This window comes from Puniceicoccus vermicola (assembly GCF_014230055.1).
GTDB lineage: Bacteria > Verrucomicrobiota > Verrucomicrobiia > Opitutales > Puniceicoccaceae > Puniceicoccus > Puniceicoccus vermicola.
Genome location: NZ_JACHVA010000012.1, coordinates 1 through 13162, shown reverse-complemented (window position 1 = coordinate 13162; position 13162 = coordinate 1). Strand labels below are relative to the sequence as shown.

At 56.3% G+C, this 13162-nt stretch carries 11 protein-coding genes; 9 read left to right on the top strand and 2 right to left on the bottom strand.

Annotation, left to right across the window (positions count from 1 at the left end; translation table 11 throughout):
* A partial coding sequence (locus H5P30_RS00835) for an IS3 family transposase (RefSeq protein WP_185690928.1) occupies nt 1-925 on the top strand: 925 nt, incomplete at its 5' end.
* Nucleotides 926-1259: 334 nt separating this feature from the next.
* On the opposite strand, the gene H5P30_RS00830 is transcribed toward H5P30_RS00835, so the two are convergent.
* Nucleotides 1260-2084 carry a helix-turn-helix transcriptional regulator gene (locus tag H5P30_RS00830; protein ID WP_185691070.1) on the bottom strand — a complete coding sequence of 275 codons (825 nt, stop codon included), beginning with the start codon at nt 2082-2084 and terminating at the stop codon, nt 1260-1262.
* 65 nt (nt 2085-2149) lie between these two features.
* Here H5P30_RS00830 and H5P30_RS00825 point away from each other — a divergent pair, with 65 nt between their 5' ends.
* The 7 genes from H5P30_RS00825 to H5P30_RS00795 all read left to right on the top strand — a co-directional run bounded on the left by H5P30_RS00825 (nt 2150) and on the right by H5P30_RS00795 (nt 11082).
* Entirely contained in the window at nt 2150-3568 is a 1419-nt protein-coding gene (locus H5P30_RS00825) for a family 4 glycosyl hydrolase (protein ID WP_185691069.1), read from the top strand.
* 338 nt (nt 3569-3906) lie between these two features.
* A complete protein-coding gene (locus H5P30_RS00820) occupies nt 3907-4902 on the top strand; it encodes an NADP-dependent oxidoreductase (protein ID WP_185691068.1) in 996 nt (331 codons plus the stop codon).
* Between the two features lie 237 nt (nt 4903-5139).
* On the top strand, nt 5140-5565 hold the full coding sequence (locus H5P30_RS00815) for a DoxX family protein (protein ID WP_185691067.1): 426 nt from the start codon (nt 5140-5142) through the stop codon (nt 5563-5565).
* Between the two features lie 542 nt (nt 5566-6107).
* Nucleotides 6108-7325: a uracil-xanthine permease family protein gene (locus H5P30_RS00810; RefSeq protein WP_185691066.1), complete on the top strand. Its 1218-nt coding sequence runs from the start codon at nt 6108-6110 to the stop codon at nt 7323-7325.
* 16 nt (nt 7326-7341) lie between these two features.
* Nucleotides 7342-7977: a uracil phosphoribosyltransferase gene (gene upp / locus H5P30_RS00805; protein WP_185691065.1), complete on the top strand. Its 636-nt coding sequence runs from the start codon at nt 7342-7344 to the stop codon at nt 7975-7977.
* Between the two features lie 64 nt (nt 7978-8041).
* The gene (locus tag H5P30_RS00800; protein WP_185691064.1) at nt 8042-9325 is read left to right on the top strand and encodes an NCS2 family permease; all 1284 of its coding nucleotides are present in this window, start codon (nt 8042-8044) and stop codon (nt 9323-9325) included.
* A 491-nt stretch (nt 9326-9816) separates the two neighbouring features.
* Nucleotides 9817-11082 carry an ADP-ribosylglycohydrolase family protein gene (locus H5P30_RS00795; protein WP_185691063.1) on the top strand — a complete coding sequence of 422 codons (1266 nt, stop codon included), beginning with the start codon at nt 9817-9819 and terminating at the stop codon, nt 11080-11082.
* A 47-nt stretch (nt 11083-11129) separates the two neighbouring features.
* On the opposite strand, the gene H5P30_RS00790 is transcribed toward H5P30_RS00795, so the two are convergent.
* Nucleotides 11130-12233, bottom strand: a complete 1104-nt coding sequence (locus tag H5P30_RS00790; RefSeq protein WP_185691062.1) for a DNA glycosylase AlkZ-like family protein — start codon at nt 12231-12233, stop codon at nt 11130-11132.
* 558 nt (nt 12234-12791) lie between these two features.
* Between H5P30_RS00790 and H5P30_RS00785 the strand changes: the two genes are divergently transcribed.
* Nucleotides 12792-13162 (top strand): hypothetical protein (locus H5P30_RS00785; protein WP_185691015.1); only part of this gene is annotated, 371 nt, incomplete at its 3' end.

Below are 13162 nucleotides of genomic sequence, written 5' to 3'. Positions count from 1 at the left end.
TAAAAAAAGCCGCGAGCATACTGGCAGAGGACCCGCATCTGGGTATGCGATGATCGAGGCAATGCGGAAAGACTACTCAGTATGCGAGCTTTGTGGGGCTCTGGGACTGTCCCGGAGCGGATTTTACGCCTGGGATACCCGGAAAGTTGCTCCTGGGCCTCGGGCTGTCGAGAACCAGCGCATAGTCGCCGAAATAAAAACGATTCATGCCGACCGTCACATGCGCTGCTACGGCAGTCCGAGAATCACCCCGGAACTTGCCGAGCGCGGCTTGCCCTGTGGCGAGAACCGGGTAGCGCGCCTGATGCGAAAAGAGGGCTTACGAGGGAAGCTCCGTAGGCCTTGGCGACCAAAGACAACGAAAACCGATTCGAAGGCTTCTCCTTCTCCTAACCTTTTGAAAAAGGAGCCTGCGCCCACCAAGCCCGGTGAGCAACTCGTTGCCGACATTACCTATATCCCCACCGAAGAGGGTTGGATGTATCTGTCGGTTGTCATGGACCTGTTCTCCCGTCTCATCCTTGGATGGAATCTCTCCTGCTCTCTCTCGGCCGAACAAACTGTCCGGGCAATCGACCAAGCCCGTCTGAGACTACCGATCCATCCCACTGCGATCTTCCACTCCGATAGAGGTTGCCAGTATACCAGCGGGCCCCTTCGAACCGCTCTGGGAAAATGGAAACAAAGCATGAGCGCCAAGGGATACTGCTACGACAACGCCTTCGCCGAGAGCTGTTTCGCCTCCTTTAAAACCGAGATGCTTCCCGACTCCGGTTGCTTCCATAACAAAAAACAAGCCCACTGCGCCATCTTCGACTACATCGAATGCTTCTACAATCGCCGGCGAAGACACAGCTCTTTAGGAATGATCTCGCCTCAACGATACCTTGAACAATATTACAATCTACAACCACAACTTAACTAGCCGAAAACTGTCCACTTTTTCGGGGGAAGACCACTCCGAGCCAACGTACCCGCTCAGCTTCAGCTGCGCGGCGATACGCAACGAACCCCGGCCGACGCTTCCGCATTCTCCGAAACACACTCCGCGCTCGAGATATCCGATGAGAATCACTGGGGAGGTGGTGATCATCCCGCCAGTGCCCTTCAAGAAATACGTGGGGCGCAGCTGAAGCTACTGCCCTACTCCGTTCCGGCGAACCCGCTCAGCTTTAGCTGCGCGGCCAAACGCTACGAACTCCAAACACTCTCGCTGAACTCGATTCACACTCGGACCGGCGCACCAACCCCAACATCTCCTATTTCAACTCTCCACCGCGTTCGCGAAACCTCGTCGGGCCGTATCCAGTCGCCCGTCGAACCACTTTCGCAAAATGGTTCGGATCCGTGTAGCCGGAGGCCAACGCAATCTCTTGTACCGATTTTTCCGATTGTTCGAGAAGGGCCAGCCCGTGCACCAAGCGCCTTCTTTGCAGATACTGTGACGGTGAGATTCCGTGGATTTGGAGAAAGATCCGATAGACCGTCGCCCGATGCAGTCCCTCCTGCTCCGCCAACGATTCGATGTTGAGGTTCGGGTCGGCGAACTGCGCGTCCATTCGGTTGCGGAGCCTTTCGCCCATGCCCGACTCCGGATGAAGTTGACGCCGCTGCCAGGCGAGCCGGGAGAGGATCTCGTAGGCCGTTATCGCAGCCTCCATTTCCCCCCGAGGAGTAGCGGATTTTAGCGCCTCGATGATGCTTCGAAAGAGAGAATTCGGCGGCGATCCGGCGGGAAAATGACGGCCGGGAAAGTCGAATCCCTCCAATAATGGTTCTACCCCCGGAGAATCCAAAGTCATCCAGAAATAATGAACGCCCGCCCGTCCTAGACGAATGTCATGGACTTCCCCCGGCCTGTAGAAAAAGACCTCTCCCTCCCTCGTCCGATAGAGCTCGTTCTTCACTCGGAATTCTACCTCGCCGGAGGAGAGCCAGAAGAGCTGGTGAAAATCTTTGCGACGCCCTCGCTCTTCCCACGTAGGCTCGACTCGATATTCCCCCGCCGACCGCACCTGAGTCGCCGACGGAAACCGCGGAACCCGTTCCGGCCGAAAAACCAGAGTCTGCAATCGCTGCAACATTTATCCCTATAAAGACATCGAATTTACCGTCCGTCAATCCACTCCCGATCGGTAAAGATCCACCCATGAAGAAAAATCCCACTCTGACTCTTATCGGTGCCGGCAGCCTCTTTTTCGCCCGTCAGGCCATCTGGGCCATGCATCACCTCCCCGGTCTCCGCGGCGGCACGCTTCGTCTCGTCGACACCGACCCCGCGAATCTGGACCGCATGCACCGCCTTGCCGAGAAGACCGGCAAGTCCATCGACTCCCCGAGTCGTTTTGAGGCCTATGAGAATTACCGGGACGCCCTCCCAGGATCGGATTTCGTCGTGCTCAGCTTTTCAAAGGACAATGCGAAATACCGCGAGATCGACTGCCGCATCTCCGCCAAATACGGCATCCGCATGTGCTCGGGTGACACCATCGGACCGGGAGGAATGTTTCGAACTCTCCGCGAGTATCGTCCGGTTCTCGAAATCTCCGAGGCCGTCCAAGAACTTTGCCCGGACGCCTGGCTGATCAACTACGTGAACCCGAGCGCCATCTTCGGCATCATGCTCATGCGCACCTATCCAGGTAAATACTTCGCTCTCTGCGATGCGCAACATTTGCCCTACCGTTCCCAATCCTACCTTCGCCTGATCGGCGAAGATCCAGAGCGTCACGAAGAGCTCGATCTCCGGGTGGCCGGAGTCAATCACTTTACCTTCCTCCTGGAAGCGACTTTTGCCGGAGAGGATGTCTACGCTCGTCTCCACGAGGCCTTCCGATCCAACAGCCGCAAGGATAAGGATCAAGGATACTCCAAAGGACGATTCAACGACACCATCACCTCACAGCTCGGAGACGTCTTTGGGGCGCTTCCTACCGTAACCGGTCACACCAAAGAATATCTCCCCTACTACCAAGGCCGGTCCGCCATTCAGGAGAGCGTGCCCCCGCTCTCCATTTTCGACTGCGATGAGCGGGCGCAAACGACCGCGGACATGTGGACTGAAGTCGAATCGTATCTCGACGGGAGCAAGGATATCGACGAGTTTCACAGCAAATACAAATCCGACCACGCCACGGACATCATCCACACCATGTGCGTGGAGGACGGACGCCAATATTTTGTCAACGTCCCCAACCGTTCCGACGACGGCTCCCGACCGGTTCCGAATCTACCGGAAGACGCATTTCTTGAAATGCGATGCCGCTTCGACGGAAACGGTCCCGACCCGCTACCGGTCGGACCCATGCCACTGGGTCTCCGCGGACTCCAGATGGGCATCCTCGACTGCCATGAACTCACGGTGCAAGCGTGCCTCCAAAAGGATCGGCAGCTCTTGGTTCGTGCCCTCGCCATGGACCCGCTGGTAAATTCCATAGCGACGGCCGAGGTGGTCATCGACGAACTCTACGAGGCTGAGAAGTCCGCGCTCGAACCGTGGATTGGCGAGAAGCGTTCCGCTACCACCGACGAAAAGAAATCCGCGGGGGTTAGCCCGAAGCTCTTCTAGCTTGGCGTTCCGGATTTTTCGAGGGGAAGTTCTTCAGAATAGCGTACCCGCTCAGCTTCAGCTGCGCGGCCAAACGCTCCGAACGCCGGCCGACACTTCCGCATTCTCCGAAACACCCTCCACACTTGAAGATGTCCGATGAGAATCACTCGGACGGCGGGGATCTTCCCGCCAATGCCCCCACGAAGAACGCGGGGCGCAGCTGAAGCTACTGCCCTACTCCGTTCCCACCGCCACAATCCGTCCCGTTCGGTTGAGGTTTGGACGATGCTAAACTATTCTTCTCTGCATCGAAACGTGTGACCCGCGTTCGTAAAACCTCCACAAACACCGACTCTATGAATCAAGTCATTACTCTCGCCAAACGACCCGTTGGAAAACCATCGATGTCAGACTTTTCTTTGACCACCGAAGACAAGCCTTCGCCCGCCGACGGGGAGATCTTACTGCACGCCGCCTACGTATCGGTCGACCCATATATGCGCGGTCGCATGAGCGATGCCGAATCGTATATCCATCCATTTGAAGTCAATAAACCTATCGAGGGCTTGGCCGTGGCTGAGGTGGTTGAGTCCAAAAACTCGGATTTCGAGGCTGGTGACTTTGTCGTCGGATTCCTCGCTTGGAAGGAATACCAGGTCTCGCAGGGAAAGGGTCTGCGCAAAGTCGATGCTGACATCGCCCCACTCTCCGCCTACCTCGGCATATTGGGGATGACTGGACTGACCGCCTATCTTGGTCTCTCCGAGATCGGAAAGCCTCAGGAGGGCGAAACTCTGGTGGTTTCCGGCGCTGCGGGTGCAGTGGGCAGCGTGGCCGGCCAGATCGGCAAGATCCAGGGATGCCGGGTCGTGGGAATTGCCGGATCCGATGAGAAGGTCGCCAAGCTGACCTCCGAATTCGGCTTCGATGCCGCCATCAACTACAACACCACCGACGATATGGCCACGGCGATCGCGGAAAACTGCCCCGATGGCGTTGACGTCTACTTCGACAACGTAGCCGGAGAAATTTCCGACGGCGTCCACCAAAACATGAACCGCTTTGGCCGCATCATTAACTGCGGAGCGATCTCGGGCTACAACGACACCTCGGTCCCGACCGGCCCCCGCGTCGAAATGATGCTGATCAAAAAGAGCCTCCTCATGCAGGGATTCATCGTCGGCAACTACGAAGACAAGTTCCCAAAGGCCTCCAAGCAACTCGCTGAATGGCTGGGCGAGGAAAAACTGAAATTTTCCGAGACCGTTGTCGAGGGGTTCGAGAACATTCCGAAAGCCTTCCTCGACCTCTTCGAAGGGAAAAATCGGGGCAAAATGGTCGTCAAAATCTAGGCGAATGGCCGGGATTCGCCTTCTCCGAGAAAGACGCAGGAATCGCACGACTAAAGTCATGCGAGAACGGAAGATCCCCCTCCCCCGTTCCCGTCGAATGCAGTCGTTCGGACCGCATCGCCCAGACGCCTCATCCAGCCCAAATCCCGATGGCCCGCCCTGCTAAAATCAAAAGCGATTCGCTTTTCGGCGCGGGGGACCTAACCTGATCCACACAGCCAGTCCGCCGAAAATCAAATGCTGCCACCGAACACCCAGACCACAACTTCCCAGACCCTTGCCCGCCTCGCTCTTGGCCTGATCATGCTCAGTGCAGGCATCAGCCATTTAACGTTCCTGAGGGAGGCGTTCCACGCTCAGGTGCCTGACTGGGTTCCCTTCAGCAAAGACCTCGTCGTGATCCTCTCCGGAGTTGTCGAAATCGCTCTCGGCGCCGCCATGCTCGCTCTTCCACGGCTCAAGGTATGGACTGGCATCATCCTCGCCCTCTTTTTTGTGGCTATATTTCCGGGCAATCTCTCCCAATACCTGAACGGCATCGATTCTTTCGGCTTGGACACCGACCAGAAGCGCCTCGCCCGGCTGTTTTTCCAACCTGTGCTCGTATTCTGGGCCCTCTGGTCCACCGGAGCATGGAAGGAACTCTGGACGAAGAAACGGTGACCCTCCGGGGTAACCCCAAGATCGCGGTTCATCCGCATCCGGGGGTCAGCCAATTCGGTCAACGAGCGCGGATATTCCTATTTTGCGCTGCAAGTCCCGCCCCGCAACGCGGGGGCAACAGGCAAAGCATGTCGGGGTTCGCACCCTCTGCCCGGAATGGCACTAGTTTAAGATGTTGTATGGAATCGGAACCTCCCCACCCCCGACATAGTCGGGGGTCCCCCTCCCACTCGTAGTAGGAGGGGAGTTGAAAATTTAAGTAGAGACTCCTCCCCTGCTCATGACCTCCATAGCCTTGGCGACGGGGGTTGGAGGGGAGAGCCTGTCCGCCGAAGCCTTGGCGAAGGCCGGAGGGATCCCGCGGACGCGGGATGGAGGGGTTCTTTTCGACGTGTCAATCGCCAGATTATTTTCGCAAGAGCTCTTAAACTAGTGCCATTCCCCTCTATCCGCCCCCAGGCCAATCCAAAATCTTAATACCGAGAAACAACTACATTAGTCTTGCTTATTCATGATATTGAGCCAGAAAAACAAGCTCGGTCATGAATAGCGAACATGTAGGAAGACACAAAAAGTTGGTTTTGGGCATTCAGCATGTCTTTGCCATGTTCGGAGCGACTGTTTTGATGCCGACCTTAACCGGGATGAATCCGAGTGTGGCGCTGCTGACCGCGGGCATCGGCACCTTCATTTTCCATGGCACCACCGGCGGCATCGTCCCCGTATTTTTGGGATCGAGCTTCGCCTTCATCGGGGCGATCAAATCGGTGGCAGGAGCCGATGGAAGTGGACTCCCGGAAGCCCTGGGCGGGATCATCGCGGCAGGGGTATTTTACCTTCTGATCTCGTTGGTCGTGAAGTGGGGAGGCATCGCACTGATGAAGCGTTTGTTTCCCGCCGTCGTGACCGGGCCGGTGATTATCGTGATCGGCCTCTCGCTGGCGCCAATCGGGGTAGAAATGGCCTCCTCCGACTGGCTGATTTCCATGGTGTCCATTCTGACGATCATTGCGGTTTCTTGTTTCTTGAAAGGTTTCTTCAAACTGGTTCCCATCTTGATCGGCATTCTGGCTGGCTATCTGGTCGCGGCAGTGTTGGGAAGAGTCGACTACACGAACCTACACTCTGCTGGAGGATTGTTCATCGGCGCGGAGGATTTCGTATTCCCTCGTTTCCAATGGCAGGCCGTTCTCGCGATCATGCCGATTGCCATTGTCTCCGTAATGGAGCATATCGGAGACATCACTACGAATGGGGCTGTGGTCGGGAAAGACTTCTTCAAAAAACCAGGACTCCATCGCACCCTCTTGGGCGACGGCTTGGCCACCATTTTTTCGGGATTTATCGGCGGTCCTCCCAATACGACGTATTCGGAAAACACCGGCGTTCTGGCAGTGACGAGGAACTATGATCCCTCAGTCATTCGTGTTGCCGCAGCCTTCGCCATCATCCTCGGGATCTTCAGCCCCATCGGAGGTTTTCTGCGCACCATCCCGGTCGCGGTCATGGGCGGCATCAGTTTTATCCTCTTCGGCATGATCGCCTCAGTCGGCGTTCGAACGATTTCGAACGCTCAACTCGACTTCAACCGCAGCCGCAATTTAATCATCGTTGCGCTCATTCTGGTCTGCGGACTCGGCGGCGTCCAAATCCCAATCGGAAACGTGGCGATCAAAGGCATCTGCTTGGCCGCCCTCGTGGGAATGGTGGCCAACCTCGTCCTCCATGTCATTTTACCAGATGATCCCGACAACGACTAAACCAGAGTTCAGCGCCATGAAACGATTCCCGACACTCACGATTTCGAACCATCCGCTGATTCAACACAAGTTGACCTATATCCGCGATAAGACGACCCCAAAGAAAGTCTTCAAAGAACTGGTCGATGAAGTCGGGACCCTCCTGGCCTATGAAATCACCAAGAACCTACCGGTGCGCGCAGTGCAGGTAGAAACGCCTCTGGAAAGCACGGTGTGTCATGTCATCCAAGGAAAGAACGTGGTGCTGGTGCCCTTACTGCGCGCAGGCTTGGGCATGGTAGACGGCGTGCTGAACCTGATTCCCAACTGCTCCATCTGCCATCTCGGTTTGTATCGGGATCATCAAACCTTTGAGCCGGTGACGTACTATTTTCGCCCCATGGCGGAACCGGAGGAGCGCATGTTTATCATGGTGGACCCGATGCTCGCCACTGGCGGATCGGCCATTGCTTCTGCGGAATTGCTGAAAAAGAACGGCGCGAAGAACATCAAGTTCATGTGCCTGGTCGCAGCTCCCGAGGGCGTCGAAGCGTTTCAACATGCGCATCCGGATATTGAGATCTTTGCGGCGGCTCTGGACAACGGGCTGAACGACAACGCCTACATTCTGCCGGGGCTCGGTGATGCGGGCGACCGCTTGTTTGGCACCTGATGTCGGCCGCGGGTGACATTCGACTCGAAGGACAACCAGCAATTCGATCTTTCCGAAATCCGAGATGTTTAAGCTAAAAGAGAACCACACGAGCGTGCGGACCGAGTTCATTGGCGGCTTCACCACCTTCCTGACGATGGCCTATATTATCTTCGTCAATCCACTCATCCTGAGTGAGGCCGGCATGGATAAGCCGGCGCTGATCACCGCCACCTGTCTCGCCGCCAGCATCAGCACCTTGCTGGTCGCTTTCTGGGCCAATGTTCCTTTTGCCATGGCGCCGGGGATGGGGCTCAACGCCTTTTTCACTTACACTCTGGTGCTCGGTCAGGGACTCGACTGGCAGACGGCGCTCGGCGTCGTCTTTGTCTCCGGGGTCGCCTTCCTCATCCTGACGCTGGCCGGGATCCGGGAAAAAGTCGTGGCGGCGATCCCCCTCTCCCTACGCATCGCCACAGCCGCCGGGCTGGGCTTATTCATTACTTTTATCGGACTGAAAAACCTTGGCCTCGTGGTCGACAATCACGAAACGCTGGTTTCCATCGGTGACCTCACACAGCCGGTTCTCATCGGCCTGGGGGCGCTGCTTTTGACAACGATCCTGGAAATTCGCAAAGTCAAAGGCTCCATCCTGATCGGCATTTGCGCCGCCACAATCGTCGGCGTCCTCTTGGGCGATGTGCAACTCAATGGGTTCTTCTCGGCTCCCCCCAGCCTTGCACCGCTGGCCTTTAAGCTCGATATTCTCGCCGCCTTGCAGTGGGGTCTGGCCGGTGCCATTTTTTCGTTCATGTTCGTAGACCTATTCGACTCCATTGGCACAATCGTCGCATGCTCCTATGAGGCCGGACATGTAGAAAAGGACGGCACCATCAAGCGCATCGACAAGGTACTCGAAGCGGATGCGGTCGCCAGCATCATCGGCTCGTTACTGGGCACCAGCACGACGACCACCTATGTTGAATCCGCCTCCGGCATCGCTGACGGCGCGCGAACGGGGCTCGCCTCCGTGGTAACCGGCTGCCTCTTCCTCCTCGGCCTATTCTGCGCCCCTCTCATCGGAGCGGTCCCCGCCTTCGCAACGGCGCCCGCCCTGATCATCGTCGGCGTCTTCATGTTCCGAAACATCAAACAGATTGATTTCATGGACTTCAAAACCGCCGTGCCAGCCTTTTTGACCATGATCCTCATGCCGTTGACCTCCAGCATCTCGACCGGCCTGACGATCGGTTTCCTCTCGTATGTCATCATCGCCGTCTGCTGCGGAGAATGGAAAAAGATCTCCCCGGTGATGTATGGCGTCGGCCTCCTGTCCGCAATCAATCTGGCGGTCACGGTGGCTCACTAAATCAGTGACAAACAGAGGAACGAATCCTACCGGAACAGAGACCCAGAAAGGTCCTGTTTCCCAAAGAGGAAATCGCCCATAAGGCTCAATCCCCGGCCCACGAATCGCACGACTAAAGTCATGCGAGAACGCAAGAACTCCTCCCTCGTTCCCGATCGACTTTAGTCGTTCGGACCGCACCAGCCCACCGACTCATCCGAAGCTCAATCACGCCAAAGCGACACCGCCAGATTTCCGACAATCCCCGCCCCCAAGGAAAACCCACCAATCGCACGACTAAAGTCATGCGAGAACGGAAGATCTCCTCCCACCGTTCCCGATCGACTTTAGTCGTTCGGACCGCACCGGCCAATTAACTCACGAGAAACCCAATCACGCCGAAGCCACACCGCCAAATTTACGACGATCCGCGCCCTCAAGGAAGCCATGCGAGAACGGGATCTTCTCCGCCGGAAACTTGCGAACCGGATCGCTCTTCCATAGGATGCATCATGAACGATGCATCAAGACCTAGTCGCCTCGAACGTACTTCCGGCGCCCTGTGGGGGATGTTCGTCGCCGACTCTCTGGCGATGCCCGCGCACTGGTTTTACTCAATCGAAAGCCTCAAGGACCAATTCAACGGAGGTTTGACCGGGTATGAAGATGCGCCCCACCCGCATCCCGAGAGCTTTATGGTTGGCATGGAATACCAGCCCGACGTGGAACAAGCGCAGCGCTGCGGACGTGATTACGATATTCTGGGGAGGCACTCGCGTTTCTACAAAACCACCTATTCCGAACTGAAGATCGAGACGGGGCACCGCGAGTCTCAACACGGAAATGCCTCCCCCAAGGAAGAGGAGCGATACCATTACCACCACGGGCTCAAGGCGGGCCAGAATACCCTGGGGGCGCATCTCGCCCGGGTTCTGCTACGGTCGGTCGCCGAGGAGGGTCGCTATTGTGAAGCCGCTTTTCTGGAGGCCTTCATTCACTACATGACCGCACCCGAGCAGCGCGACGACCCTTACACCGAGATCTACCTACGGAAGTGGTTCGAGAACTATGCGTCCGGGAAGGAAAAGCGGGACTGCGCCTTTCACCAGCGGGACATTTGGTCGATCGGCTCGCTCGGGGGAATGAATCGTCCGATGATCCTCTCCATGCTCGCGGATACCGCCTACCAGGGACTCGGTTTCGGGCTCAACCACCAGATCCTCACCCATCGGTCCGAAAACGTATCGGCCGCGCTGGGACTTTCCATCCCACTGCTTCACGATCTGCTGGCCGGATCACCGCCGATGTCCGCAGCCATGCATCACACCGCGTCATTGCGTCTCCCGCGAATCACGGGTGACGAGATGTTCGCCCAATACCGCGAACACGAGGGCCCGGACAATATTCCCGACAGCGAGATGTGGAAGCTTCACACCGGGTTGGAAACAAAACCCTTCCGCCTGGACGAATTTGCAGCGCAGCCCCCGAGCGCCGTCGTACTGGAGAAACTGGCCACCGCCTGCTACCCGGAGCATGGCTTACCTCTCGCGTTATACTCGGCGGCCCGCCATGAATTCGAGCCCGAACCCTCCCTCCTCGCCGATGCCAACGCCGGGGGCGACAATGTGGGCCGGGGTGCGGTTCTGGGCCTTCTTGTCGGTGCGGCAAGTGGGCCAGCCTTCCCCGAAGCATGGATTGACGGCTTAGCGGACAAAGACACCATCGCCAACGAAATCGACGGCTTCCTCCAAGTCGCAGAAAAGGACTTTCCTTGGTAGGCAGTGATCGGCCAGAGAGAAGTGTTTTTGAGAGAAAACCTTTCTCACTAGTCCGAGCTGAAATTCAATGACCACGCGCCACTGACCAAACCCAAAAACAGGGTCATCGCTTCGATTTCTGTTTCCAGTGCGCAGCGGAATTTCAATGGGCTAGTCGGCTTGCGGACGTATCCGACCTCTACGTGGAGCCGCTCATCGAGCACCTTGGCATTCGCCCATCCGGTCACATTTTCTCGCCAAAGTAATGGCATCGCATAGTAGCCCCTCACACGTTTGGATGTGGGGACGTAAGCCTCAAAACGATAGCTCCACCCCCAAAGCTGCTCAAAGCGTTGACGGCTCCGGACAAGCGGATCAAAAGGAGCGAGAATCCGCACCTTTTCCGTGACTTCATTCGACTTCCACTTGTCGTTTTCCAACAGATACGTTAGACCATCCACATCGATTTTTCTGAGCTGCCCGGAGGCCACCAGTTCATCGACAATGGCTTCCCTGTCTTTGCGCTTGGGCACCAGATTCGTGAAACCTCTAAGCTCTGACAGCATGAAAGACTTCGTTGCCGGGCCAAAGACGTGCGCCGTCGTCATGGTCAAACGCGCAAAGCGAGCTTCCGGATCACCGAGTTTTTGATGAGCATTCTCAGCCACTTCATAAAGCCTGATGCCTTTCTCACGTCGACTCACTCGCAGATATCCCTCTTCATGCAGATCCTCCAAAACGCGTTTGGTCGCTTGTGATTTTCCGCCCCAATAATTGGTCACAGAACGTTTCCCAAAATGATCCGCCAAATCCCGGGGATGAACCTCCCCGTGCCGCTGAATGAAGGCCAACACTTGGCGCTCCAACGCTGTAAGCTTCACGGCTGGCTGACTGTGGAGATCCTGCCAAACATCGGGCTGCATGAATCCATAGGCAAAAAGATAGCCCTCTTCCGCGCCCAAGTGAGGATACTCTTTTTCCAAGTCGCCGGATGCATACGAATTCACCCGATGACGAAGAATCAAGTCCTGCGCCCTCGCAGGCGACCGAATCGGATCCGCCTGAACAAAGCGCAATCCTCGCAGGCCAGCAGCCAAATTTGGATACTGCGGAAAAGATCCGGCGACGACGCGACGCCGAAACTCCTTGAGCTGAATTTTTCGAGGACTCATTTTAGGGATACTGATGTTGTCGTTTGGAGAAAATGAAGGGGCAATCGCCAAATAGAAAGGCTCAATCACCCTCCCCGGCTCCCGATCGCCTTTCTGGGCATAAACTTGCCAGCCCTGAACTTGCCGAAGGTGCCGAATTCAGTCGGTCGAATCGCAAACTTAAGCAATAGTCTAGCTCTTGACCGGGACCGGCTGCTTTAGCTGCCGATTCTTCTTCGAAGTCAATGATAGTCATAGACGAATCTGCAGACGCGGAGACCGATTGCAGCCGAAGTCGCAATATTTTGAACAATCAAATCCGACGGCCACGAACGATCCAAATCATGGTCGGCTTTTTCTAAGAGCGAGTCGCAACTTCGCTGATTCCCATGCGCTTTTAGATGCGCCCATAAAACAAAACAAGTCAGTGGAGAGCCGGGAAACAGTTTGGGAGCCACCCGTTCTTTATATTTTGCGTTCGACCCCAATGGCACTTAGATAAGGCTGGATTCATGGATTTTGTATTGCCAGAAAGCAGACAGGGATCGCCCTAGGCGATGGATTCTGCAAGCTTTTGGTGTGCAACAAAACAACCTGTTTCTTCCCGGTTTTCACCGCGCCTTTGGGCGAAGCCCTAAATCTGCCCTCAAGAGGCTTGAGGATAGTCGCAATTCGATCATGAAGGGTCTTCCGGGTCAACTGCCGTATGTTTTCGAGGAGGCGTTGCCTTTGGAATCGATTCCGAAGCGTTCGAAGGAACGCGATCGTGGGTTCTCTTCGGCGGTTACGGTTTGGCACATGATCAGTCAGGGCATGGGATCGGGCACTCTTCGAGCGGGGTTGGTGGAGATCAATGCCACCTTGAGGTCCATGGGCAAGGAAAAGCTCTCGAGCAAAACCGGAGGCCTCTGTCAGGCTCGACAGCGTTTGCCCGAATCGACCGTATGCGC

Bases quoted from the DNA above. Each gene is read 5' to 3' on its own strand.
- H5P30_RS00825 (WP_185691069.1), top strand. From the start codon at position 2,150: ATGAAGAAAAATCCCACTCTGACTCTTATCGGTGCCGGCAGCCTCTTT.
- upp (WP_185691065.1), top strand. From the start codon at position 7,342: ATGAAACGATTCCCGACACTCACGATTTCGAACCATCCGCTGATTCAA.
- H5P30_RS00830 (WP_185691070.1), bottom strand. From the start codon at position 2,084: ATGTTGCAGCGATTGCAGACTCTGGTTTTTCGGCCGGAACGGGTTCCG.
- H5P30_RS00815 (WP_185691067.1), top strand. From the start codon at position 5,140: ATGCTGCCACCGAACACCCAGACCACAACTTCCCAGACCCTTGCCCGC.
- H5P30_RS00820 (WP_185691068.1), top strand. From the start codon at position 3,907: ATGAATCAAGTCATTACTCTCGCCAAACGACCCGTTGGAAAACCATCG.
- H5P30_RS00790 (WP_185691062.1), bottom strand. From the start codon at position 12,233: ATGAGTCCTCGAAAAATTCAGCTCAAGGAGTTTCGGCGTCGCGTCGTC.
- H5P30_RS00810 (WP_185691066.1), top strand. From the start codon at position 6,108: ATGAATAGCGAACATGTAGGAAGACACAAAAAGTTGGTTTTGGGCATT.
- H5P30_RS00795 (WP_185691063.1), top strand. From the start codon at position 9,817: ATGAACGATGCATCAAGACCTAGTCGCCTCGAACGTACTTCCGGCGCC.
- H5P30_RS00800 (WP_185691064.1), top strand. From the start codon at position 8,042: ATGTTTAAGCTAAAAGAGAACCACACGAGCGTGCGGACCGAGTTCATT.